Annotated in this window: 22 protein-coding genes and 2 pseudogenes; 20 read left to right on the top strand and 4 right to left on the bottom strand. The window is 49.6% G+C overall.

Annotated elements, in window-relative coordinates; translation table 11 throughout:
* Positions 1-5: 5 nt before the first annotated feature.
* The 4 genes from DQG23_RS09585 (at position 6) to DQG23_RS09570 (ending at position 4,544) form a co-directional block, all read left to right on the top strand.
* On the top strand, positions 6-1,649 hold the full coding sequence (locus DQG23_RS09585; protein ID WP_113030604.1) for a LamG-like jellyroll fold domain-containing protein: 1,644 nt from the start codon (positions 6-8) through the stop codon (positions 1,647-1,649).
* Between the two features lie 16 nt (positions 1,650-1,665).
* Positions 1,666-2,490, top strand: coding sequence for a hypothetical protein (locus DQG23_RS09580; protein ID WP_113030603.1), 825 nt, complete (start codon positions 1,666-1,668; stop codon positions 2,488-2,490).
* A 187-nt stretch (positions 2,491-2,677) separates the two neighbouring features.
* Positions 2,678-3,646, top strand: coding sequence for an ABC transporter permease (locus tag DQG23_RS09575; RefSeq protein WP_238177820.1), 969 nt, complete (start codon positions 2,678-2,680; stop codon positions 3,644-3,646).
* Between the two features lie 10 nt (positions 3,647-3,656).
* Entirely contained in the window at positions 3,657-4,544 is an 888-nt protein-coding gene (locus DQG23_RS09570) for a carbohydrate ABC transporter permease (protein ID WP_113030602.1), read from the top strand.
* A gap of 52 nt (positions 4,545-4,596) precedes the next feature.
* On the opposite strand, the gene panD is transcribed toward DQG23_RS09570, so the two are convergent.
* Complete coding sequence (gene panD, locus DQG23_RS09565; RefSeq protein ID WP_113030601.1) at positions 4,597-4,983, bottom strand: aspartate 1-decarboxylase; 387 nt, start codon at positions 4,981-4,983, stop codon at positions 4,597-4,599.
* A gap of 132 nt (positions 4,984-5,115) precedes the next feature.
* On the opposite strand from panD, the pseudogene DQG23_RS09560 reads away from it, so the two are divergent.
* The 8 genes and pseudogenes from DQG23_RS09560 (at position 5,116) to DQG23_RS09525 (ending at position 13,753) form a co-directional block, all read left to right on the top strand.
* Positions 5,116-6,374, top strand: a pseudogene (locus DQG23_RS09560) (threonine synthase).
* Between the two features lie 6 nt (positions 6,375-6,380).
* On the top strand, positions 6,381-7,127 hold the full coding sequence (locus tag DQG23_RS09555; RefSeq protein ID WP_113030600.1) for a YheC/YheD family protein: 747 nt from the start codon (positions 6,381-6,383) through the stop codon (positions 7,125-7,127).
* A gap of 409 nt (positions 7,128-7,536) precedes the next feature.
* The gene (locus tag DQG23_RS09550) at positions 7,537-8,238 is read left to right on the top strand and encodes a response regulator transcription factor (RefSeq protein ID WP_113030599.1); all 702 of its coding nucleotides are present in this window, start codon (positions 7,537-7,539) and stop codon (positions 8,236-8,238) included.
* Positions 8,231-9,325 (top strand): sensor histidine kinase, encoded by a 1,095-nt coding sequence (locus DQG23_RS09545; RefSeq protein ID WP_113030598.1) that lies wholly within the window; start codon positions 8,231-8,233, stop codon positions 9,323-9,325. Before DQG23_RS09550 ends, DQG23_RS09545 begins: the two co-directional genes overlap by 8 nt.
* Positions 9,326-9,466: 141 nt before the next feature.
* Positions 9,467-10,321, top strand: coding sequence for a carbohydrate ABC transporter permease (locus tag DQG23_RS09540; protein WP_192894577.1), 855 nt, complete (start codon positions 9,467-9,469; stop codon positions 10,319-10,321).
* Positions 10,322-10,348: 27 nt separating this feature from the next.
* Positions 10,349-11,209, top strand: a complete 861-nt coding sequence (locus tag DQG23_RS09535; protein WP_192894576.1) for a carbohydrate ABC transporter permease — start codon at positions 10,349-10,351, stop codon at positions 11,207-11,209.
* An 18-nt stretch (positions 11,210-11,227) separates the two neighbouring features.
* Complete coding sequence (locus DQG23_RS09530) at positions 11,228-12,388, top strand: efflux RND transporter periplasmic adaptor subunit (protein ID WP_113030595.1); 1,161 nt, start codon at positions 11,228-11,230, stop codon at positions 12,386-12,388.
* A 39-nt stretch (positions 12,389-12,427) separates the two neighbouring features.
* Entirely contained in the window at positions 12,428-13,753 is a 1,326-nt protein-coding gene (locus tag DQG23_RS09525; protein ID WP_113030594.1) for an ABC transporter substrate-binding protein, read from the top strand.
* A gap of 134 nt (positions 13,754-13,887) precedes the next feature.
* On the opposite strand, the gene DQG23_RS09520 is transcribed toward DQG23_RS09525, so the two are convergent.
* On the bottom strand, positions 13,888-14,247 hold the full coding sequence (locus DQG23_RS09520; RefSeq protein ID WP_113030593.1) for a hypothetical protein: 360 nt from the start codon (positions 14,245-14,247) through the stop codon (positions 13,888-13,890).
* A 271-nt stretch (positions 14,248-14,518) separates the two neighbouring features.
* Here DQG23_RS09520 and DQG23_RS09515 point away from each other — a divergent pair, with 271 nt between their 5' ends.
* From DQG23_RS09515 to DQG23_RS09505, 3 genes and pseudogenes are all read left to right on the top strand, one after another.
* Positions 14,519-14,848, top strand: a complete 330-nt coding sequence (locus DQG23_RS09515) for a low molecular weight protein tyrosine phosphatase family protein (RefSeq protein WP_192894575.1) — start codon at positions 14,519-14,521, stop codon at positions 14,846-14,848.
* A gap of 98 nt (positions 14,849-14,946) precedes the next feature.
* Positions 14,947-15,789, top strand: a pseudogene (locus DQG23_RS09510) (FAD-binding oxidoreductase).
* 176 nt (positions 15,790-15,965) lie between these two features.
* Entirely contained in the window at positions 15,966-16,427 is a 462-nt protein-coding gene (locus DQG23_RS09505; RefSeq protein WP_146762272.1) for a HEAT repeat domain-containing protein, read from the top strand.
* A gap of 38 nt (positions 16,428-16,465) precedes the next feature.
* Here the strand turns inward: DQG23_RS09505 and DQG23_RS42900 are convergent, their stop codons facing one another.
* On the bottom strand, positions 16,466-16,678 hold the full coding sequence (locus tag DQG23_RS42900; RefSeq protein ID WP_238177819.1) for a hypothetical protein: 213 nt from the start codon (positions 16,676-16,678) through the stop codon (positions 16,466-16,468).
* A gap of 33 nt (positions 16,679-16,711) precedes the next feature.
* Positions 16,712-17,215 carry a MerR family DNA-binding transcriptional regulator gene (locus DQG23_RS09500; protein WP_238177818.1) on the bottom strand — a complete coding sequence of 168 codons (504 nt, stop codon included), beginning with the start codon at positions 17,213-17,215 and terminating at the stop codon, positions 16,712-16,714.
* A gap of 160 nt (positions 17,216-17,375) precedes the next feature.
* On the opposite strand from DQG23_RS09500, the gene DQG23_RS09495 reads away from it, so the two are divergent.
* The 5 genes from DQG23_RS09495 (at position 17,376) to DQG23_RS09475 (ending at position 23,929) form a co-directional block, all read left to right on the top strand.
* Positions 17,376-17,873, top strand: a complete 498-nt coding sequence (locus tag DQG23_RS09495; protein ID WP_192894569.1) for a DUF6022 family protein — start codon at positions 17,376-17,378, stop codon at positions 17,871-17,873.
* A gap of 690 nt (positions 17,874-18,563) precedes the next feature.
* On the top strand, positions 18,564-19,853 hold the full coding sequence (locus tag DQG23_RS09490; RefSeq protein ID WP_146762271.1) for a hypothetical protein: 1,290 nt from the start codon (positions 18,564-18,566) through the stop codon (positions 19,851-19,853).
* A 242-nt stretch (positions 19,854-20,095) separates the two neighbouring features.
* Positions 20,096-20,776 (top strand): response regulator transcription factor, encoded by a 681-nt coding sequence (locus DQG23_RS09485; RefSeq protein ID WP_113030589.1) that lies wholly within the window; start codon positions 20,096-20,098, stop codon positions 20,774-20,776.
* Positions 20,773-22,164 (top strand): sensor histidine kinase, encoded by a 1,392-nt coding sequence (locus DQG23_RS09480; RefSeq protein WP_113030588.1) that lies wholly within the window; start codon positions 20,773-20,775, stop codon positions 22,162-22,164. The genes DQG23_RS09485 and DQG23_RS09480 overlap by 4 nt, the downstream gene beginning before the upstream one ends.
* A 73-nt stretch (positions 22,165-22,237) precedes the next feature.
* Positions 22,238-23,929, top strand: coding sequence for a S41 family peptidase (locus DQG23_RS09475; protein WP_113030587.1), 1,692 nt, complete (start codon positions 22,238-22,240; stop codon positions 23,927-23,929).
* Positions 23,930-24,093: the final 164 nt, after the last annotated feature.

The raw sequence follows: 24,093 nt of genomic DNA, 5'->3' as shown, positions 1-24,093 counted from the left end.
AGCAAATGGAGAAACCACATAATGGAGACAAAGGAAAGCCTGTTCAGCGTATCGGCTATTGGCCGCTGAGTGCCGACTGTAGGGATGCTTCAGGTCATGGGAGGCACGGTGAAGCGAGCGAGATCGTTTTTGGCGGCGAAGGTGCGTTATTTAACGGCATCAGTTCGACTGTGACATTGCCGGTTTTTGCGGAAACGGACGGCCAGCAGCCTTTCAGCTTATCGATGCAGTTTCAGATAAACGACAGGAAAGGATTTTTACCCGGGGGCTTGGCAAATGTGTACTCGGAGAAACGGATGGAGGGGTGGCATTTGTCGGTTTTGACCCAGGCCGGTGTCACATCGACCCAACCCAACTGGCGCAACCTGCAGTTTGGCTGGAGCACGGCTCGCGGAGAAGAGAAGTGGCGCGACTGGGGCAGTCCCGGAGAAGGACGTATGATTAGCGCCATGTGCGTGTTCAACGGGCATCTGTATGTCGGAACGTTCGATAATGCAGCAGATCATCGCGGGAGGGTATTCCGTCTGGATGAGGCTGCAAGCGCGTGGATCGATTGCGGCCACCCGGATGACAGCAATGCGGTATATGCGCTGGCCGAATTCAAAGGCCGGCTATACGCTGGCACGATGCGCTACCGGGCGAGCGGCTCGGCGCTCCCGGAGTCGCCGAACCTTGAGCCAGGCGGCCGCATTTACCGCTATACGGGCGGTCGGACTTGGGAACTGTTCGCCGAACTGCCAGTGCCGGATAACGATAGCGTCGGGGCGCTAACGGTGTACGACGACCGACTCATTGCGATGTCGTTTTATCCCCACGGAGTGTTCGCCTACGATGAGTATGGCAACTGCGAGATTCTTGGTGCACCGGGTCCGGAAGGTCGGACGCGCACATTTAATATGGCGCCGTATCAAGGTGATTTGTATATCGGTTGTAATGAGAAGGGTGGCGTATACCGGAGAAAGCTCGATGAGCCGTGGACCTACTGCGGGAATGTGCCGCAATGCTCACAAGTGTACTGCTTCTCGATTTTCCACAACCAACTGCTGATGGGCATTTGGAACGAAGCAAGGATGTTGCGCTACGAAGGCGGTACCGAATGGAGCGATTTCGGACTGATGGACGACGAATTGGAAGTGATGGGCGTTTCGGTGTTTAACGGCAAGCTGTACGGAGGCACGCTGCCGGGGGGTTACGTATTCCGCTACAACGGTGAACGGAACTGGGAACGGATTGCTGTGCTCGAGGAACCGGATCCGAATGTTCGATATCGCCGCGTTTGGTCGATGGCGGTGTTCAACGGCAAGCTGTTTGCCGGCACATTGCCGAGCGGCAAAGTGTGGAGTATGAGTCGCGATCCGCTGGCGACGCACGATACTTCTCTCACCGACGGGTGGCATCGCGCAGTCGTGACATACGACAAAACGCGGCTCTCGCTGTATGTCGACGGCCAACTCGTATCCGAGGCGGCTTGCGATCATCAGCTTATCGACAGCTCCGCGCTGGCCGGATTGCCGCTTACGATCGGGAAAGGGCCGCAATGCCACTTCTCCGGAACGATTCGAGAGATAGAACTGTTCGCTGGCGCTTTGAATTCGAATGAAGTTGCTCTTATGGAAGGCATACCTGCAAAACAGGGAGACGAGTTCTGATCACTGGAGGCGAACCATGAGCATAATCCAAGTTCCTGTCCATTACTACCGACAGTTTGATGCTGAACTTGAGCGGGAAGTGCCGGCTGAGGCATACGGAGGATGGAATAAAACAGAGCTTCCGCTTGATCCGAACCGTACCGCCGTCGTTGTGATGCACGCATGGGATTGCGGCGAAGCTGAGCAATATCCGGGTGCGTTTCGGGCTGTGGAGTACCTTCCAAGATCGTACGCTATCAGCCGCGATATATTTCCCGGACTACTGACTGCCGTTCGCGGGGCGGGGATACGCCTTTTTCACGTAGTCGGCGGGAAGGACTACTACTCCGGATATCCCGGCTTCAAGCAGGCCGTTCGGCTCGCCGGCGAAGAGCCTCCGATGGCCGAACAGATCAACCACGACGACAGCTATGATCATCTTCAAGAATTCCGCAGGAACAATGTGTTCCCGGGAATCCATAACTGTACCGACAACGATAGAAGTGTAACGAATCTCCGCTTCCTCCCGGAAGCGGAGCCGCAAGGCAGTGAAGGCGTAGCGGCAACATCGAAGCAATTGTTTGCGCTATGCAGGCATTACGGCATCAACCATCTGATTTACACCGGGTTTGCTATCGACGGCTGTTTGCTGCTTTCGCCGGGCGGCATGGCGGACATGAACCGCCACGGGATACTTTGCTCGGCCGTTCGTCAGGCGGTTACGGCCATTGAGAACAAGGAAAGCGCACGGCGGGAAGTGCATAAGGAAGTCGCCCTGTGGCGCGTAGCGCTGATTTTCGGATTCGTATATGACGCGGATGACTTGATTCGGGCATTTGACAACTTACACTCCTCGCACTAATTAGTCGCTTTTTAGGGCGGCGCTCAGCCGACACGGCACTCCAGTCCGCTTCGAGCGCCGCTTTCTTCAGCATCCTCTGCTACCGGACGTTGCCGCGGATTTTGCCGTACACTGCATCAGCTTGTAGCAGATCATTAGCCGCCAAGTAGAAAAATGTATATGAAGCCGCAGCAGGAGGAATGCAGCAGTGAAAACGAATCATCTATCGGGGAACAGTCCGCCTGGAACAAATACGTTCTTGCCTCAAAGGTTCCTCCTAATCGGAAGAGCGCTTGTCCGCTACCGCTGGTTTTATCTTATGATGCTTCCGGGCATCCTCTACTACGTCGTTTATCACTATGTACCGATGGCCGGTCTTTTGATCGCCTTCAAAAAGTACAATCTTGTTAAAGGAATTTGGGGCAGTGACTGGGTCGGCTTCGAAAACTTCATCACCGTATTTTCGTCGCCCGATTTCACAATTTTGCTGAGAAATACGTTGCTGCTAAGTCTTTACCGGATTTTGTTTAATATGCTTCCGGACGTGTTGCTGGCGCTCATTTTGAATGAAATTCGGGTGCAATGGTTCAAGCGCGTCATTCAGTCGGTATCATACGGACCGTATTTCCTTTCGTGGATTATCGTGTACGGGCTTGTGTTCTCTTTCCTTGCGCCCGATGCAGGACTGATCTCCTCCTGGTGGAGGGAGCAGACCGGTCAGACGCTTAACTTGTTGACGGATAAAGACTTTTTCCGCCCGCTCCTGCTATTGACCGAGATTTGGAAGAGTACCGGATTCGGAGCGATTATTTACTTGGCCGCGCTGTCTGCCATCAACAGCGAGCTGTACGAGGCGGCGGTCGTCGACGGGGCCGGGCGATGGCGACAGATGTGGCATATTACATTGCCGGGCATACGCGAAGTGTTTGTGCTGCTGCTCATTTTGCGCATCGGACACATTTTGGACGCCGGCTTCGAGCAGGTTTACATCTTCCTGAACGCCCGCGTTTACGAGGTCGGGGACATTATCGACACCTGGGTATTCCGACGAGGGATCGAACAACTGGATTTCAGCGTTGCGGCGGCAGTCGGTTTTTTCAAATCGGTCATTGGCTTCATTCTTGTTTTCGGGGCCAACAAGGTCGCGAAAAAACTCGGCGGCTCGGGAATTTGGTAGGAGGTAAACCATGTCATTCATACTCAAGAAGACGAAATCCGATTACATTGTTGACTTTTTCATTTACTCGTCTCTGACATTGTTCGGCCTGGCGACGCTGTTCCCGCTTTATTACGTGTTCATCATGTCGATTACGCCGATTGTCGAGGTGCTCCGCAACGGGGGGTTCGTCGTCTGGCCTGGCGAGATGACGCTGGAGGCGTACAAATACATTTTCGAGAGCGACCGGATTCCGAACGCATTGAAGGTGACGATAACGGTCACGGTGATCGGAACGTTTCTAAACCTTTTCGTGACGATGTTTCTAGCGTATCCGCTGTCGAAAAAGTTTTTGCCGGGACGGAATATTGTGTTGGCCGGGATTGTGTTCACGATGCTGTTCTCTGGCGGTCTCATTCCGCTGTATCTTGTCGTGCGGGCGACCGGTTTGCTGAATACGATTTGGGCGCTAATTATCCCAGGTTTGGTCTCGTCGTTCAATATGCTTATCATGAAGACGTACTTCGAGAATTTGCCGGGAGAAATCGAGGAAGCAGCGAAGGTGGACGGCTGTAGCGACGTACAGACGCTGTTCCGCATCGTGCTGCCTCTGTCGATGCCGATTATCGCCACCCTCGGTTTATTTTACGGGGTGACGCACTGGAATGCGTACTTCGGCGGAATCATGTATTTGACCGATCGCACGCTGATGCCGATTCAGGTAGTGCTGCGCAACATGATCGTGACGCCTAGCGTCAGTACCGAGCTCGGCGTAAACGTGGCGGAGCTGCAGCAGCTGCCCCCGGAAACGATCAAGATGGCGACGGTCGTCGTCGCAATCATTCCGATTTTGCTTGTCTACCCGTTTTTGCAAAAATATTTCGTCAAAGGGATGCTGCTCGGTTCGATCAAAGGTTGAACCGACCGTAGGAAGAGACCTCTCTCGAGGTCTCTTCCTTATTTGGTTGTCATTAATCGAACGACCAATCCGCCCACTCGTGCACGTCAACTTTTGTAATCCGGTTGCGTTCGTCGACATATACCACGCGCGGTTGCAGCTCCGCCGCTTCCTCCTCCGAGAAGATGCCCATGCTCAAAATAATGACGATGTCGCCCGGCTGGAACAAATGGGCGGGAGGGCCGTTCAAGCATATTTTGCCGCACCCTTCGTCTGCTGGCAGCGTATAGGTTTTCCATCTCGTCGCGTTGCGCAGGCTGGTGATTTGCACCATTTCGTAAGGACGAATGCGTGCCTCCTTCATTAAGGAGGCGTCAATCGTAATGCTGCCGACATAGTCGAGATCGGCTTCCGTAACGGTAGCCCTGTGAATTTTGCCTTTGCACATCAATCGAAGCATATCCGCTCCCCTTCGCATTCGGGTCGTTATCCCATGAATATGCGGGTACCCGGAATCGGTGCTTAATTACCACGATTCGGACGCTGGGTACTGGCCGTTCCTTTCGGTATCCGCCCCGTATAAAATGCAGCAATGACTACAAATGCCGGTGGTGATGAAGTGGAACGCTTCTTGCTGACATGTACGCGCTGCGGAAACACGGAACCGTTCGACGTTAAAGGAAAATGCGGCTGCGGCGGGACTTTCCTTGTCGAGTACGATTTGCCGTACCTTCGAAAATCATGGAATCGGCAGTCGCTTGCGCGCCGTCCTTGGACGATGTGGAGGTACCGGGAACTGCTGCCTGTCCGGCAGCAAGCTAGTCCGGTAACGCTAGGAGAAGGCGGGACGCCGCTGCTGCGTCTGACCTCGCTGGAACGGAGGTTAGGACTCGGCGGCTTGTACAGCAAGCGGGAAGAGATCAATCCGACCGGCAGCTTCAAAGCGAGAGGATTTTCCGTCGCGGTAACGCTGCTTCAGGAACGCGGAATCCGGAAGGTTGCCGTCAACTCGAACGGAAACGCCGCTTCCGCCTTAGCGGCTTATGCCGCATGCGCCGGGATGGAGGCATTCGTGTTCGTACCGATGGATTGCCCGGGCTTGATCGTGGAGGAAGCGGTCCATTACGGTGCCCGCGTATTTCTTGTCGACGGTCTGATTCAAGATGCAGGGCGAATCGTGGGAAGAGGAATTGCCGAACAGGGCTGGTTTCACACGGGAACTTTGCGCGAGCCTGGCCGGGCGGAAGGTAAAAAAAAACGATGGGGCTGGAAGTGGCGGAGCAGCTCGGCTGGGTAATGCCGAATGTGATCCTTTACCCGACCGGCGGCGGTTCCGGCATTATCGGCCTATGGCGAGCCTTCGCGCAATTGAAGGAGCTCGGCTGGGTGCAGGGCGACTTGCCGCGTCTCGTTTCGGTGCAAGAAAGCGGTTGCGAGCCGATTGTCAGTCTGTTACACGACCGGGAAGGGGATTCCGCGGCTTCCTGCGATGGAGGTTCTTGTGACGCAAGTCCGACCGGCCTTCGGGTTCCGGAGCCTCCGGACGGGAAGCTGATCGTCTCCATCCTGAAGCAGTCGGGCGGCGATGCGATCGCCGTTACGCGAGAAGAAATCCGGCAAGCCCAGTGCGAGTCGGCTCGCATGGGACTGTCCGCTTCCCCTGAGGGGGCGGCGGCTTTGGCCGGGCTGTTCCGGCTTTGCGATCGCAGAGCCGTACTGCCCGGCGAAACGGTCGTTTGCTTCAACACGTCGCATGCCGCCAAATATTGGCCGTGGCAGCGTCACACATCGCTTCCGGTTGTTCGCTGTTACGCGGATGTTGTCTTTCCATCTCGACAGACAGGAAGGTGAAACGAAATGCCGGGGAAATGGGGACTGCATACGTTTTATCAGAAAGATTCCCGGATCGCTCCAATGCTTCCGGAAACGAAACGGTACGGCAAGTCCGCATTTCAGGACATGTTGAGCCGGTATGGTTCCGTCTATGTGAAGCCGAACATGGCGCATATGGGGAAAGGCATCATGAAGGTGTGGAAAGAGGACGGCGGTTACCGCATGCTTCGAGTAAAAGGGAAGCCGCGAACTTTCGCGACCGCGGAGTCGGTCTGCGGGCATGTTCTTACGGCGGTAAAGGGCAAGGCCCATATCGTGCAGCAAGCTATTCCCCTTGCCGAAGTGAACGGGCGCAGTTACGACATCCGCGTCATGATGATGAGAGATGGCCGTAACAAGTGGCGGTATTCCGGCATGCTGGCCAAAGTAGCCGGATCGTCGAGCATCATCACAAATGTTCGGCGAGGAGGAGGTTATGTTTTACCGATCGGGCAGGCTTTGAGCCGTTCCGTTGCCAAGGGCAAACAGGATGAGCAGAAAAAGCTGGAAAAAGAACTGGTCGACGCCAGTTATGCGATATGCGACCGGTTTAACAAATACAAATATTCATCCCAGATAGGCATCGACTACGGGGTGGATCGCGACGGAAAGCTCTGGCTGATCGAGGTTAACTTCGATTATCCGTCTCACGCGCTGTTCGCGCGGCTTCGGGACAAAACGTTGTACCGGCTGATCAAGCGAAGGCGCCGGGATTATAAGAATCGCCGCTGATTTGGTGTACCGCCGTCAGGCATAAAAGCTATTTTTGCATCCAGCGGCGGAACCGTGTCAACGGCGCTCATTTTTTTACGCACGGATTTACGGGCTGGTAATAGGCTTCAGCATTGCGCGCTTCAAAAAATCGGATACAGGTTGTTTGTTTTTCCGCTCAGTAGGTTGCTTAACTAATGGTCAGGAAAACCTACGAAAAAGCTGCCGGAGCATCCGGCAGCTTTTTCGTTGACTGGAGGTATGAATAATCATCGATAGTGCGCTAACGTAATATTTCTGGCAAAGAAGGGAAGTTAGTTCAGCTTAGTTCGTGCATTAATTTAATAAAACATTAATTTTTAACACCATTTCTTTTTTAATACTTTTCTTTATCCTACTAACATACGAAAAAAAGGGAGCTGGAAACGCCTTGAAAGTGATCACTATTCTGATTGCGGATGACGAAGCGGAAATCGCAGACCTGATCGAACTGCATCTGGTCAAAGAAGGCTACCGGTGCCTAAAAGCCGCTGACGGACAAGAAGCCCTCGACGCGTTACGGACACAGAGCGTGAATTTGGCGATTTTGGACATCATGATGCCTAAGATCGACGGGTACGAAGTAACCCGGTTAATCCGCGAGCGCCATCATCTGCCGATTATTTTTCTGAGCGCCAAGGCTACCGACCTGGATAAGATCACCGGCCTGGTTCGCGGCGCCGATGATTATATGACCAAACCGTTTAATCCGATGGAACTGATGGCTCGAGTGAACGCCCAGCTGCGGCGCTCCATTCATTTGAACCCGTCGATGGCCGCTCCTGCGGGCACGCCCGTACTGGAAACCGGGGGGCTTGCGATCCATCCCGAGCAGCGTACCGTGTTTCTGTATGGGGAGCCTGTAGAGCTTACGCCCAAGGAGTTTGATATTTTGGTGCTGCTGGCCAGCCATCCGAAGAAGGTATTCAGCTCCGAGCATATTTATCAGCGAGTCTGGGGCGAGGCGTATTATGAAGGCGGGAATACGGTGATGGTACATATTCGAACCTTGCGAAAGAAGCTGGGGGAAGAACAGAATAAGCATAATCGGATCAAAACCGTCTGGGGAGTAGGGTATTCGTTCAATGGCTAAACGAGGCTTCCGTTTCCAAATGATCCGCCTGTTCGGGCTCAGCATGTTGTTGTCCGCCGGCACTACATTTCTGATCTATTTAGTGCTGCAGCAGTACTATTACACGTTGCTTCGCGAAAATCCGATGTTCGAAGTCCGCGAAGCAATCAGAGACATCGGCGATATTAATTCGTTCCTGATTCTTTTTTTTCCGATTTCGTTTTTTTACTTTTATTTGTTTACTCGGCGTTACGTATCTTATTTCCGGGAGATTTCCCGGGCGATTAACCAGTTGGCCGGGGGCGACTTCTCCCACCGGATCCATGTCCCGTCCAATGATGAAATCGGAGACATTGCCCGTGACATCAACTTGGCCAGCGAACAGCTGAAGCAGGCGGTGGAACGGGGGGATTTCGCCGAGAACAGCAAGGAGCAGCTGGTGCTGAATCTTGCCCATGATTTGCGTACCCCGTTGACTTCGGTCATCGGGTATTTAGATTTTATCCTGCAAGGCAAGGATTTGACCGAAGAGCAAATGAAGCATTACACGACGATCGCCTACACGAAATCGCTGCGGCTGGAAAAGCTGATCGACGAGCTTTTCGATATTACGCGGATGAATTACAGCAAGCTGAATATTCGCCGCAGCTCGCTCGACCTGAGCGAGCTGCTGATCCAATTAACCGAAGAGATGTATCCGGTATTCGAAAAAAGCGAGATGACCGCACGCCTTCAGATCACTCCGCATCTAATGATTTCTGGAGACGGTGATCTCCTCGCCCGCGTGTTCGAGAACCTGCTGTCCAATGCCAACCGTTATGGCAAAGACGGTGGATTCATCGATATTTGCGGCCGTCAAGAGGGGGGACAAGTCGTCATTCAAGTCATTAATTACGGCAAAACAATCCCGCCTGACGAGCTTCCGCATGTGTTTGACATGTTTTTTACCGGGGATCGTGCGCGAACCCATCAGGAAGGGAGCACAGGGCTTGGTCTTTTTATCGCCAAAAACATCGTAGAACGGCACGAGGGCGTCATATCGGTGCAAAGCGATGTCATCCGTACCGAATTCGAGGTGCGTTTGCCGTATTTATCAACATCGACATAAGCCTTTCCTTTAATGGAAAGTTAAGATTTACCCCACTTCTTATTTTATCAGTCTGCCTTATGCTTGGAGCATCAAAGGCAGGAGGACTGGAAAATGAAGAAGTGGTTTTTTTTGCGTGCTCCGCTGGGCTGGGGGCGTTGGATGCGCCGGGACGCTGCTGCGGCGTGGCTATTTCTCATGCCGAGCGCAGGAGGATTTGCCGTGTTTTATCTTATCCCGTTTGTCATGGGGGTGATGTATTCGTTCATGAGCGGCGTTTCCGGGGGAAGGTTCGTTGGTTTTGCGAATTATCAAGAGCTTTTGGCAAGCCATTCGTTTCGGAAGGCGGCATACAACACTTTTTATTTCAGCACGGTTAGCGTTCCGTTAATACTGGTTTTGTCCTTAGGGCTGGCGTTATTGCTGAACCGGAACATTTACCTCCGGAATTGGTTGCGTACCTCGTTTGTATTGCCGCTTGTCGTTCCGGTCGCCTCTGTCATTATCATCTGGCAGATGATTTTTGACTGGAACGGGATTCTCAATTACACCCTGAGCCGGTTTGGGATCGAACGGGTGGACTGGATGAAGACGGAAGCCGCCCGGTATGTTGTTCTAGCGGTATATATTTGGAAAAACGTCGGCTACAACGTCATTCTTTTCCTGGCGGGACTTCAACAAATCCCAAAGGATTATTACGAAACCGCGCAAATTGAGGGTGCCGGGCGATTTCGCCAGTTTTTTGGGATCACGCTGGTTTATCTGACCACGACGACGTTTTTTGTAGTTGTAATGTCGATCATCAATTCTTTCAAAGTGTTCCGGGAGACGTATTTGCTGGCAGGTGATTACCCGCACGACAGCATTTACATCCTGCAGCATTACATGAACAACATGTTTGTGTCGCTGGACATTCAGAAGCTGACGGCGGCGGCCACCTTGATGGCCTGCGGCATAATGGCGATCGTCCTCGGACTGTTTGGACTGGAGCGCCGGTATCGGCAGTTCATGGAGTAGGGAGGTGAATTTTTGCGGGTTATACCAATGATACAAAAAGGCCTGTTAACGGCGTTGATGGGGATGATTGGATTGCTGATGCTGTTCCCGATTATTATTACCTTTACGAATTCGCTGATGACCGGACAGGAGCAGAAAATCAACTATGGGGTGATTGGAAAACTCACGGAGGCGACTTCGTCGGGTGCCGATACTTTCGTCAATGTAAAATGGGTTCCGGACAAAGTGACCTTGGAGCAATATGGCAGCCTGCTGGTGCATTCCCCTACTTATTTGCTTATGTTTTGGAATTCGGTAGGTCTGGTCGTGCCGATCATCGTCGGACAAACGGCGGTCGCAGCGCTGGCGGCTTATGCATTTGCGAAGCTGAATTTCCGCGGTCGAGATCCCCTGTTTCTGGTGTATCTGCTGACAATGCTGATGCCCTTTCAGGTTACGCTGGTTCCTAATTATATTATGGCGGATAAGCTGGGCTTGCTGCACAGTGCAGGAGCTGTGAGCCTTCCAGGGGTTTTTGCCGCTTTCGGTGTATTTATGCTGCGCCAGTTCATGCTGCATATTCCTTACGCCTATATCGAAGCGGCCAAAATCGACGGGGCCGGCCATCTAAGGATCTTCCTGACGATAATCCTTCCGATGGTCAAGTCAGGGCTGGCCGCGCTGATTATTTTGTTATTCGTCGATTATTGGAATATGGTCGAGCAGCCGCTGATTTTTCTGGACAATCCGTTCAAGCAGCCTTTATCGGTATTTCTGGCGAGATTAAGCGGGGAATGGGAGATGGTTTTTGCCGCATCGATGCTGTATATGTCTCCAATGGTGCTATTGTTCCTATACTCGGAGACGTATTTCATCGAAGGCGTTCAATTGTCCGGGATCAAAGGGTAGGAGGAGAAAGCCAAGCATATGGAGTTATCAAAGGAGCAGGTTGATCGTAAGCGAAAAAGATGGATATCCGCCGTGATGCTGCTGCTGTTCGGACTGTTGCTGTTCTTTACGTTATTCAGCAATACGTTGCAGTCGGTCACGCTGCCAAAGGTAAGGGCGGATCCGGCGACGAGAGGAGGACTAACCTACACGCTGAAGGGAAGCGGAGTATTGCGACCAGTGAATCAGGCGGAGCTGCCGAATCCGGCCGGTTGGAAGGTCCGGCAAGTTCTTGTGAAGCAAGGGGAGGCAGTCAAAAAAGGGCAGAAACTCGTCGTGTACGAAAGCACTTCTGCTGAGGCGGAGCTCGAGGACGAGATTGCACAGCTGGAGAAGCAAACGATCGTACTGGAAAATGTGTGGGATCAATTTAAAGCGTCGGCGATCAACGAAAACGAGTCTGGCACGAAGGAAATCAAGCGTGAATTGGAAACGCGAAAAATCGATATTTCCATGCAGCAACGTAAAATCGACATGCAGCGAGAGCTTTTGAAGCAGCGAAAAGAACTTGCCGCTCCGTTTGATGGAATCGTGCTGAAAATGAATGCCGTAGAAGGTCTCGCTTCCATAAGTCAACCGGATGTTGTGATGTCGAACAGTGACTTAGGGTATCGGCTGGATATCGTTGCCGACGGCGATCTCGTCGACCGCCTCGGACTCGCGGCCAATCAACCGATCGAGCTAACTGCCGCAGCGTCGGGGGAACAGCCGGTTCGCGTTCTGGAGGGCATGATTGAAAAGATCGCCGAAGCGGGCTCACGCGCATCCGGTTCGTCGGATGGCGGCATCGGAGCGCCGGCGGCGGTCCAACAAAAGCAACTGCTCATCCATGTGGCCAATTCCGCCCTGAAAGGGGGTGAACAGGTTTCGGTCAAGCTGGCGCGGTCTTCGTCCGAGAAAGGGTGGATGATCCCGAACGAAGCGGTCCATCGTGAGGGCGAGAGACTTTTTATTTTCAAGGTGGAGCAGCAGCGGGGGGCTTTGGGCAATGTGTTTGTGGCCCGCAAAGTACTGGTCGAGGCAAGCGGGGTAAACGATCGGGAGACGATGATTCCGGCGGACCGCCTGTACGAAGGGGATCTGATCATTCTTGAAAGCAGCGAGCCGCTGCAGGACGGGAATCGGATTCGCCTGCAGTAAGAAATCAAAATAAAGAGGATAGGATTCGGAGGTTTAACCATGGTTAAAAGATTAAGAACAATACTGGCAACTATCGCGGCGGTGACTATGACAGCTTGCAGCACTGGAGGCAGCGGAGGCGAGACGGAAACAAAAGACAAGGTATCGGAAGGAGGAAAAACGATCCTCACTTTGTCTACTATGAAGTCCACGCCTTTCTACGAGGCGTTGGAGAAAAAGTTCGAGGCCAAGTATCCGGACATCGATTTGCAGATTCAGGCTTATAAAAAGGCAGGGGAAGAGAATAACATCGGGGATCGGGACGAATACCGGAAGTCGATCAATACGGCGCTGCTATCCGGGAAAGGTCCGGATATTCTTGAACTAACGGAGGGATTGCCCTCGGATGATTATGTCGAAAAGGGACTTATTCTCAACATGGATGCTTTGATGAAACAAGACGGCACGTTGAAGCAAGATAATATGCACATGAATGTATTGAAGGCTTTGAACCCGAAAGGCGGAACGTATGCGATTCCGTCCGGATTTTACCTGAGAGCATTCATCGGGAACGGAGAGGCATTGAAGGATGCCGGCATAAATGAGAAGACCTGGACCTGGCAGGACTTTGTCGATATTGCTAAGAAGGTGACACAGGGGAAAAATGGTTTTGTTGCAATGGCTGAATATACGCCGGACATGCTGGTCCAGGAAATGATGATTGACAGCTACAGCCTTTACGTGGATAGGGCGGCAAAGAAGGCAAGATTCGATTCCCAGGAATTCATAGCCATGTTGAAACAGGTGAAGAAAATGTACGATGACGGCGTGATGACCGCTGAGTCCGCGGAGTTTGGCAAGCAATTGTTTTTTTCCGCCGTTTTGCGTGAGCCGGCTGATGTGATTAACGTACCGCACATGGTGTTAAATAAACCTCTGCTGCTGCAAAAACCGCACAGTGGGGAGCAGTCAGGCAATATGCGGATCATCCCGACCACCCAATTAGCCATTGTGGTGAAAACGCCCGCACAGAAGGAGGCATGGAAGCTGATGAGTTTCCTTTTATCAGAAGAGGGGCAATTGCTGCCGGAGCGGGAAGGATTCTCGCTGTTCAAATCGGTGAACGGACAGAAGTTCGATGAGATCAAGGAGAAAATCCATGCGGGATCTTACAAGCTGCCTGACGGCCAAACCGTTAAGGTGGAGGCCGAGGAACTTACCCGATTTACGCAGCTTTTGGACATAACGGATCAATACTCGATTCTCGACTTGAAGGTGATTTCCATCGTGGGGGAGGAGTCGCTCGCATATTTCAGCGGCCAGAAGTCCGCAGAGGAAGTCGCAAAGCTGGTCCAAAACCGGTCCACCACTTTATTAAACGAATAAAGAATACGCCATCGTGCTGAATAAAAATGTAATGGGGTAGGCAAAAATGACAATTGCTTACCCTATTTCATTAGGACCTTAACTCAGTACCCTTGATAAAATATTCAAATTAGGCCGCGCCCGAAAATGTGTCTTCAAACGCGCGCAAGCTTCAGCAGCCAACAGGAGTTGCGGTCTAGCGTGCGGGTGTTTCGCGCTCTGTTGATAACGGAAATGTTTAGAAAAATTCGGACTACGTCTCCGGTTCGATTGTTGAAAAGTACTTTGTTCGGCTGCAAATCGCCGGAACCGCCGCGGACCGTGAACGATCCTGTCGAAGGCAGTGCCTCCACCTTGAAGGTGAATGCATCGTTGGACAGCAGGAAATTCAAACTTTTCAACACAAGCCTTTTCCTGTTAGGCACGTCAATCACAATGGTTTGCACATCAACACTTTTTCCGGGACTTAACTTAATCGGCGCCTTCCCGCCGACAATTCCGTTTAGTTGAAGCATAACTACACCTCCATATAGAATATACGACAATATATTGAAAACGCATTGGAAGGGATTGTATGATTGTCCAAATACGTATGGCCAATTTGATGCTGAATAGGCTTTGTTACACGAGACACTATAGAAGAACACGAAGGCAGCCGGCTAGAATGATCGGCTGCTTTTTTTATTGAAGTAACGGGCAGAGTAACGCAAACGTTGATGCCATTTTTAGTGTATTATTATCCGTAGAGTGGTAAAAATCAGTGGATTTGATAAGAGGATGATAAACATAAAAATTTTGTTTATATGTAGCAGAAACAAATGGCGAAGCCCAACAGCCGAAAAAATATTCCATAAATATAATGGTTATGATGTGAGGTCTGCTGGGACAGAAGAAGGTGCTAGGATTAAGGTAACAAGTGGACATATTGGTTGGGCAGATCTCATATTTGTAATGGAAAAAAAGCACTTGAGCCGACTCAAACATAAATTTGGTTCGACACTTAATGAAAAGGCGATCTGGAACCTAGATATACCCGACGATTATGGTTATATGGATGAAGATTTAATTGAAATACTTAAAGCTAGAGTATCGGAATATATAGAAGTCCCAGAGTAATAAGTCTCGATAAAGGGTGTAATGAATGAAACAGTTATAAGGGAAGAAGAGGGGTACTTTAATGGAATTGGCAATATCGCTCTAATGAGGAGGTACTTATGAAAAAGGCGTTCGCTCTCCTCCTGCTTACAGTGCTTTGTCTTGTGAATTATTTTCAGAACTCTACGCCAGACCAGGATCCCTACCTGATTACCGACTACAGCCGACTACATCCAATAAAAGTAACCCGGGTTGTAAAAGGGCGTGAGGAAGAGCAGCTACGGGACATTTTACAGGAAGCCCAGAAAAAGCATCTTACCATCTCTATCGCTGGACAACGGCATAGTCAAGGTGGACATACATATTACAAAGACAGCATCGTTGTGGATATGACCTCTTACAACGAGGTGATGGAGTTTGATCCGGAACAAAAAATGATCCGCGTCCAGGCCGGCGCAACATGGAAAGACGTGTAGGATTATATCAATCCATACGGACTCGCAGTTAAGACAATGCAATCACAAAACATTTTTATGGTTGGAGGCTCTCTTAGTGTGAATGCTCACGGACGTGACATTCGCAATGGCTCTCTGATCAAAAGTGTGGAGTCATTTAGACTGCTTTTGGCGGATGGCCGCATCCTCAACGTCAGCCGCACTGAAAATGCTAACCTCTTTCCCTTAGTTATTGGCGGTTTAGGGCTATTTGGGATTATTCTTGACGTAACGCTCTCACTGACCGATAACGAGATGTATAAAATCGCAATCGACTCCTTAGACGTTGGGTCATACAGCCGGTATTTTGCTAAGCAAGTGAAGGCAAATCCCGATATTCATTTGCACATCGCGCGGATTTCTGTTTGGGGAGAAGGTAAACTTGGAAGGCTTGCCCCACTAAACCCAACATTTTTATTTGATAATCCAAACCAGTTAATTGAAATATTTTTAAACGGAGAACGTTAGCTTAATACAACACAACATGGGGCTGCCGGGAGATGATGCATCCAGCTTCTTTAAGCTAACGGGTACAAGAGTTGAATAAGACATCACGACGGCAGCCGGCCAGAACGATCGACTGCCGTTTCTCAACTAACGAGCAGTTTTGTGCAAAAGTCATCATTATGAGGTGGTGGTTTAAGTTGATCATTTATACTAAGAAGCATGAGGACATTGTTAATAGAGGTGTAGATGCAATTGATGAATTTTTAAAAAGTTCTAATGTTGATGAAAAAAGAAGTATATTATTTTGCTTAGATAAATACCTAGACCCTTATTTTGAATACGACTTACCTTATTTTGATAAAGTAATAGTTCTTTTGGAAAAACACTTGTTTGAAAATCATGAAAAGGAAGTTAAAGAAGAGATTTTAAAATTGCTTGCCGGTTATTCAGAGGATTCATTAGAGTATTTAGCAGAAAGAATCGAATTTATCGAATCTGAACTACTTGCAGATGCAATTTATGCTTTAGGCTTAACTTTCAATGTAAAGTATGTACCAATTTTAAGTAGATATGAAAATCACGAACATACTAATGTACGAAATGCAGCAAAAGTAGCATTGTCGGAGTTATCCAAATCTAAACACGATACAAAGAAATAATAAAGATTCCTTCTATCAGGTTTCAATCCTTCCATGATCTAAACGTCGGGTCCATTCGGGTGCGGTTGAATGATAATAGCTCCGTCGAAGATCGAGGTTTTGGTAAATTGAATTAATTGGTATAAATGGGATATCCCAAACATCTGGGATTCGATGATCTTATCCAGATAAGTCCTGACGTTCTCAGCCACATTCATGACCCCCTGCAGATCCGTATCTTTGGCCGCGGCGATGGATTGCTTAAAATTCACGGTATCTTCTGAATACACGGAGCTTTGCAGCACTTAAATCAACCTGATTTTTAGCAAATGAGATCCACTGTATCGACGATATCGGTTGTCAGGATCCCGATCCGCCGTTATATATCCTGCTTGCTCCCAGTAGCGGATCGCCGATTTGGGAACCTGCGTCAGATCGGATGCTTCGTTGATGGTGAACGGCTCCTCGGCAAATGGAGATTTATTTTCGTTAGCGTATATCCGAATATCCTGGATTAACCTCTCTAATTTCTCTTTTTCCTCGTATAAAGCGACTTCTTTTTTCCTGATGATCCACATTGCATCTTGCGGTTTGTTCTGATGGAGACAACGAAGCACCTCGGCCGTCACTTCCATTCCGAATGCCGGGGCCATGGCTTGGATGCACGACAGATAGGCTGCGTGCCGGTCCGTATAAATACGGTAGCCATTTGATGATCGTTCAGCTGGAGGAATCAGGCCGTTAGCCTCGTAATTCCTTATGGTACTGGCGCTAATCATGAATTTCGCCGCCATTTTTTTTGGGCGCATCGTCAACTCGTCATCTCCCCTCATTACAATAGATCAAGATTAAACATGTCAATAAGGTTTTCTGTAAAAATAGTTGATATTCCTTCTCTTTTTATTCTTAACCTTCGAATTGGCTTGCAAGTTGTACAATGGAATTGAAATGATGAGAAGGAGGCGTTTGATGGTGAAGAAAGGAATCCCGTTTTTCCGGCAAGACATGGTGATCGAAGAAATAAGTGATGTGGCCAACAGTTATATCGAGTCCGAGTGGAGGTCCAAGTACGAATCCATGTATGAGCAATTGACGGCTGCTTTTGTTGAAATCGAAGATGCGGCCTATGGTCTGTATTTGGATCAGCTTATGCCGTTCATATTCGAACAGCTGGAAGATGCCGGTTTCAGCACTATGGAGAAGCTCGAAGAGAATGATTTCGTTATCGCCAATCGCTTGATTTTCCGAAACTCCCTTGAAAAATGGGGTGCGGAAGACAACAGATCGAGAATATTTTGGAACGTAATCCATGACAAGCAAGGCAACCCGATCGGCACCATACTCACGGAGATTCCCCACTCCCATCTGAAATTCGACATCCCTTCGGCACCGGTCATTTACTCTCTGCGGGAGAGTCTCAAGGAGCGGATAGTGCAAGGAATCAGGCGAATTAAGGAATCCGGCTGAGTTCTTAACGGGCAGAATAGTGCAACAGTTGCCCAATGTTAATTGTCAAAGTTTAGACGTGAATGTCATTAGTGGAAACGTCTACAAAAGGGTCAAGTTTTTGTCGCGGACGAACGACAGAAACTTGACCCTTTTGCTGAAGTAAAGCGGAGGCGGCAAAGTTAAAGGGTAACGATAGCTTCATATCTAATATCATGAGACTGTCGCGGAACATAAGCCCATTCTGACTGTGACGCCTTAATAACGCTCATGAAATCTTTTTCCAGTTTTAATCTCAACTGCCATCTCTCCCATAACACGTACTCTCAGGTAGGAGTACGTTTTTTTACATAGTGGTAGGTTTATGTCAATGGAAACATTTTACTGTTAAAAGCGTCTAATACAGCAAAGGATGCGAAGGAAGGTCGTGATGGTGCAATGACGAGGAAATACAACTTATCGCTTGCGGTAGTGATTATGGTTGCTATCTTGATGGCGGGCTGCGAAGAGAAATCTGGGGAAATCTCAAGTGCAGCTGGTACTCGCAATCCTTCCTTCGCTCCCGTGCATTCCGGGGATTTGGCGACGCCAAGCATTAATCCATCACCAACAGAGCCGGACGTAATTCCTTCGATTCATGTTCCAAAGCCCATACCACTCGAAGAGAAAGCTCTACAGGCTACTTTGACGGACATACCTCAGGGGTTTCGGGTGAATTTGGTCGATGCAGGAGACGGGTTCAGCATGCAAACGCTCATCGTACCGAATCAGGAAGCGATCGTCCATGTCATACGGCGAACGGAACCTGTCGAGAACGGAACCTGGTATCGCAAAGACTTGCTAATCATAAATCCGGATACCAGAGCGGTACGAACCTTGATGCTCATGTGCGGTCTGACGTCCGATTCCTATACGACGGATTCCGTGACGAACGTATTCGGCTTCCTGGATGATGAGCATATCGTTTACGTTGCTGTACACGGATCAGAAATGGAGAACACTTCCTATAATGTTGAGAAACTTAATATAAACACGGGCGAGAAGAAGGTGCTTTACGAGAGAAATCCGGCTCATATTTCCCCTGATTTTTATGCGCCGGGGTGGCTCAACAGCAGGAAAGATACCCTGATTCTGCCCGCTTTTTCCAAAGGAACCGTAGACGTATTCAAGTTAAATCAAACGGTCGTTTCGCTGCTAAAGAAACGGTTCACGAGCACATGGCCTATGTATTCGATTTCCCGGTCACCGGATGGAGAGAGGTTCTGGCATGAAGGGAAGCTCTATGATCTTGGCGGACAGCTCCTTGCGGATCCCCTGCCTAAGGGAAGTTTCAGGCTCGGTGTAAACTGGAGTCCGGATGGCCGATTCTCTGCTCATTCCTACGCATTCGAAGACGGAGATGAACACCGGATGGCCGGAGGAGAGAGCGATATCGTAGCCCCGCAGGGCCTTGTCATTTCCGATCAGTCTGGCCGAACGATTCAACGATTCGAGACAAAAGGAACTCACACTCACGTGGAAATAGCCGGCTGGATACCGGAACGGGAAACTGCCATCGTGCACTACTATGGAATTGACAAGAATAAACCGATCGATGAGCAAAAAGCGGATAACCGTTACAAGGCCTTACAGTTGCGAACGGGAAATCTGTCCGCTCTTGAGGCAGCGGAGACGTACGATCTGGACGAATGGGAACTCGTCGAATCATGGTCTCCCTATTCCCGCTTTAATGGTCAGATTTTCGTGGCAGATTTGAACAAAGGGAAGTTCTGGCGTCCAGAGGAGAAGGTGTCTTACCTGGGAATGATGAAGGAAGGTGATTTTCTGTGGAGAACGATTGATTATCATTCAGGGAAATCGGTCTTTTATAGGCTATCATCGGCTACCAAAACGGTAGAACAGTTATTTGAAGGATCCGTAAATTCCTATTCGATGATGCTGCATAACAACTGGCTGATATCCGACTTAGATTTCAACTATATGAAAATTGGTGAAGAATAACATGCAGGCAGAACGGACAATGACAATGGATATTACAACGTCAACCATTGCCGCTCTAGGGCTGCCGGCGTGAAATAGAATATAGATGAAAACCACGATAGTATTGAACATACTGTTTCTCCTATATAAAATTATTTTGACGGATTTATTGATAGCATAGTAATGTCTGTTAATAGCCATTGATTTTCCGTTTCGTGAATTGACCCAGTTAGGTTATAGCTTCCCTTTGGAGGATTATTGATATGGTCAAAATTCTTATCGTGGACGACGATCCGCACATTCGCGCCCTGATGCGCCTTTACTTGAAGAATGAAGGGTTCGATCTGACCGAGGCGGACAACGGCATCGATGCGCATGCCATCGTCAAAGGTTCGGGAATCGATCTGGTTATCCTCGACATTATGATGCCGCGTTTGGACGGATGGGATTTGTGCAATGAGATTCGGAAAAGCGACCCCGACATTCCGCTCCTGATGGTAACGGCCAAGAGCGAATCAGGACAAAAGATAAAAGGCTTCCAGCTCGGAACCGACGATTATTTGACGAAGCCGTTCGATCCGGTTGAGCTTGTGATGAGGGTGAAAGCTTTACTGAGACGATACCGTATTGCCTCGTCCCAGGTCATCCCGTTGGGTGAAATCGTGCTGAACCGGAAAACGTATAAGGTCATGCGGGGAGAAGAGGAACTGGCTTTGCCTCTGAAAGAATTCGAACTGCTGTTCATGCTTGCCGGCCACCCGGGGCAGATTTTTACAAGAGAGCAGCTGATCACACAGATTTGGGGCATGGATTACGAAGGCGACGACCGGACCGTCGACGTTCATATCAAGCGGCTACGGGAACGCTTTGCCGGGGACGTCCGCCATTTTCGCATTGAAACGGCACGAAGCGTCGGCTATCGGCTGGCGGTGAATCCGGGATGAAAACGTTATACGTTCGCGTCGTGCTGACTTTTCTTGCCGTGATCGTCATCAGCTTGATCACATCCCTTCTCCTCGCCCTTGCTCTATTCCAGAATGATCTGAACGATACGGGGAAAAACGATATGATGGCGGTCGGCGATCGTATGATACGCGTGTACGAACAAACGAATCCTCCGGATTTGGAAGCTTTCATGGAAAATATGGCCGAAATGGTTTCCTATACTTTGCTGCTTTACGACGGCAATGGCGGGCTGAACGCCTATGTACCGACCAAGGGCAAGAAGGCTGAAGGAATTAACCCGGAATCCGTTCATAAGGTGTTGAGCGGAGAGTCGTACCGTTCGCAAGGAAAAGATAAAGGAACGTTCGTTGGTATTCCGTTTCCATCTGAAGGAAAACGGTATGCCTTATTTTTGCAGAGCTCTTCCAAGAACGAAGTCACGATCATCCGTTTGTTATTCACCATTCTGTTCCTCATGCTCGCGATCGGAAGCTTGTGCATTCTCATTGCCGGCAGATACCTGGTGAAGCCTCTTCAAGCGATGACGGATGCGACTAAGCGGCTGGCCAAAGGCGACTTCGAGGTTGAGCTGAAAATCAATCGCGGAGACGAGCTGGGAACGCTCTCACGGAGCATTAACGACATGGCCCGAGAAATCAAGCAAATGGAGCGGATGCGACAGGATTTCGTATCGAACGTGTCTCATGAAATCCAATCGCCGTTAACTTCCATCTCTGGGTTAGCGAAGGCGTTGAAGGATGGCAATTTGGTTATTGCGGAGGACGATCGCGTCCAGTACTTGGATATTATCGTTACCGAGAGCGACAGGTTGTCCAGACTCAGCGATAATCTGCTGAAGCTGACTTCCCTCGAATCGGATCATCATCCGTTCGAGACGGAATCGTTTACCCTCGATGAACAAATTCGACGAGTCGTCGTCGCGTGCGAGCCCCAATGGTCTGCCAAAAATATTCATGTCGATATAGCGTCCCCGTCGGGTGCCGGCGTCAAAATAACGGCCGACCGGGATCAGCTCAATCAAGTTTGGATGAATTTGCTCGGGAATGCAATCAAGTTCACGCCCCAAGGAGGACAAATCCTCATCGCGATCAGCCGACCTCATCCTCATGAGATTGCCATTGCGATAAGCGATTCCGGAATCGGCATTGCACCGGAGGATATAGGCTCTATTTTCGAGCGCTTTTACAAAGCGGACAAGTCGCGGGCTGAAGACAGGAACGGCAATGGTCTCGGTCTTGCCATCTCCCAGAAAATCGTCGCCCTTCATCGCGGAAGCATAGAAGTGGAAAGTACGGTCGGTCTGGGCACAACGTTCACCGTAACGCTTCCCGCCGTCCCGCTTTCCGGTTCCGCCTTTAAAAAATGAGTTCACGCTCCGTTCATATTTCTCCGATAAGCTCATTGCGAAACACATTGAACCGATCGGAGGAATTAGAACGATGAACTTTATTGAAGAAGTTATGGATTCATGGAAATGGTTGACAGTCTGGACAATGATTTTATGTGCGCTAAATATGCTCGTCATACTGCGGTATGCCTTGCCCCTCCTCAAAAATAACCGGTGGTTTGATTTTATACCGAGCGTCGGTGTAATCATTGCGGTTATAAGCCTTATCAATGGCGATGCCTCTATACTGGCTCTGCTGATTTCCTCCTCTACGGTTATCCTTTTTTTATGCACCATTAGAAGAGTCTTCAAACGGGCCAGTAAGCCGATGTCCCCGAAATTTCGGATTTTCATGGTTATCGTTTGTGTCATCGGTTCCCTGCCTTCGCTATTCGCATTATACATTGCGGGTGAAGTTCGATACAATCCGGTGAGCGATTTAAGCCAGAAGAGCTATTCCAAGGCTTTCATCGCGATGAACGAAAGATTGTCCGCCGAATATCCTTTCGGAGACTGGAAAAAAATCGATTGGGAAGCAAAGCGAAATAAATACGAGCCTCTATTTCTCCAAGCGGAAATCAACCAAGATCCAAACCTATACTATAAAACGTTAAGGGATTATCTCTTCTCTTTCCGTGACGGTCATATCAAAATCGCGAACGAACATCTGTACGACGATAATATCGCGTTTAAGAACGAGGTCGGCGGCGGAGTCGGTATTAGCACGGTTCGATTGGATAACGGAAAGGTGTTGGTTAGTTTGCTATTAGCGGGCAGCCCGGCCGACAAAAGCGGAATCAAGCTCGGAGCCGAAATCATTTCGTGGGATGGGAAAGACGTTCAGAAAGCATTGGACCAAACGTCCTGGAGCGAGAACCCGTCGGCAACCGAAGGAGATCGGATTCAAAATCAAGGAAGGTTCTTGGCAAGAGCTCCGATCGGCAAAGAAATCCAAGTCGAATTTCGGAATCGGGACGATCAAGCGATCATGACTGCGATGCTTACAGCCTACGACGATCAGTACGAAACCTTGAAGAAAACGAAGGTAAAGCTGAAGAAAGAAGATCCTCCCGTGGAAGGCGAGATTCTTCGGAAGGAATACGGATACGTTAAAATCAGATACTTCCTCCCTGGAACAACGCAATCCGATCCCGCGCAAGCGCTGGAAGATAAATTAAAAGAGTTTCAAGAGAAACAAGTAAAGGGAATAATCATCGATCTACGGGATAATCCGGGCGGAGAGGATGACCTTGTTGCCCAAATGGCAGGACATTTCGTGAACGAGAAAAAGATTTTTGAATACGTCAGTTACTACAATCGGAATACGGGACGTTTCGAAATAAACCGTGCCGAAACCAGAAAAGTGTATCCTTCGCGGATTTACTTTCCAGGGAAAATCGCTGTGCTCATTAATCATAACACCACAAGCTCGGGGGAAGGCTTACCTTTGTTTTTAAAAGGAATGCCCAATGTCAAAATTGTCGGCTTTACATCCACGAACGGTTCGTTCGGCGTCGTCTCCGCTCCTATAGAAATGAAAATGCCGGGAGGGTATGTCGTGCGATTCCCGGATGGCAGATCTCTCAATCGAGACAAAACGATCCAAGGCGATAGCGATGAACGCGAAAAAGGCGGAGCTGCTCCCGACATTACGGTTCCCATGAACGAGCAAACGTTTACGATGAAGGTTATCGAAGGGCAGGACGTGGAATTGAATTATGCGTTAGCTTCTTTTAATGACTAGTTGGTTTAAAGCAGATCGGCTGCGTTTGCTCAACGAAAGGGCGGGATAGTGTAGTAAAGCTATGGTAAAATGGGCGTATAACATGCCCCTTGATGGTTAATAGAGACCGATGAAAAATTGTACAAGGATAAGGTGTGACCGAAACGTTTTACCTCTTGGGGACA

It is taken from the genome of Paenibacillus contaminans (genome assembly GCF_003285015.1).
Taxonomy (GTDB): domain Bacteria; phylum Bacillota; class Bacilli; order Paenibacillales; family NBRC-103111; genus Paenibacillus_V; species Paenibacillus_V contaminans.
This window is presented reverse-complemented; position numbering and strand designations above follow the sequence as displayed.

Excerpts from the sequence above, each read along its gene's own strand:
- DQG23_RS09585 (WP_113030604.1), top strand. The coding sequence starts at position 6 with ATGGAGAAACCACATAATGGAGACAAAGGAAAGCCTGTTCAGCGTATC.
- DQG23_RS09580 (WP_113030603.1), top strand. The coding sequence starts at position 1,666 with ATGAGCATAATCCAAGTTCCTGTCCATTACTACCGACAGTTTGATGCT.
- DQG23_RS09570 (WP_113030602.1), top strand. The coding sequence starts at position 3,657 with ATGTCATTCATACTCAAGAAGACGAAATCCGATTACATTGTTGACTTT.
- panD (WP_113030601.1), bottom strand. The coding sequence starts at position 4,983 with ATGCTTCGATTGATGTGCAAAGGCAAAATTCACAGGGCTACCGTTACG.
- DQG23_RS09555 (WP_113030600.1), top strand. The coding sequence starts at position 6,381 with ATGCCGGGGAAATGGGGACTGCATACGTTTTATCAGAAAGATTCCCGG.
- DQG23_RS09545 (WP_113030598.1), top strand. The coding sequence starts at position 8,231 with ATGGCTAAACGAGGCTTCCGTTTCCAAATGATCCGCCTGTTCGGGCTC.
- DQG23_RS09540 (WP_192894577.1), top strand. The coding sequence starts at position 9,467 with ATGCGCCGGGACGCTGCTGCGGCGTGGCTATTTCTCATGCCGAGCGCA.
- DQG23_RS09535 (WP_192894576.1), top strand. The coding sequence starts at position 10,349 with ATGATACAAAAAGGCCTGTTAACGGCGTTGATGGGGATGATTGGATTG.
- DQG23_RS09530 (WP_113030595.1), top strand. The coding sequence starts at position 11,228 with ATGGAGTTATCAAAGGAGCAGGTTGATCGTAAGCGAAAAAGATGGATA.
- DQG23_RS09525 (WP_113030594.1), top strand. The coding sequence starts at position 12,428 with ATGGTTAAAAGATTAAGAACAATACTGGCAACTATCGCGGCGGTGACT.
- DQG23_RS09520 (WP_113030593.1), bottom strand. The coding sequence starts at position 14,247 with ATGCTTCAACTAAACGGAATTGTCGGCGGGAAGGCGCCGATTAAGTTA.
- DQG23_RS09500 (WP_238177818.1), bottom strand. The coding sequence starts at position 17,215 with ATGCGCCCAAAAAAAATGGCGGCGAAATTCATGATTAGCGCCAGTACC.
- DQG23_RS09495 (WP_192894569.1), top strand. The coding sequence starts at position 17,376 with ATGGTGAAGAAAGGAATCCCGTTTTTCCGGCAAGACATGGTGATCGAA.
- DQG23_RS09485 (WP_113030589.1), top strand. The coding sequence starts at position 20,096 with ATGGTCAAAATTCTTATCGTGGACGACGATCCGCACATTCGCGCCCTG.
- DQG23_RS09480 (WP_113030588.1), top strand. The coding sequence starts at position 20,773 with ATGAAAACGTTATACGTTCGCGTCGTGCTGACTTTTCTTGCCGTGATC.
- DQG23_RS09475 (WP_113030587.1), top strand. The coding sequence starts at position 22,238 with ATGAACTTTATTGAAGAAGTTATGGATTCATGGAAATGGTTGACAGTC.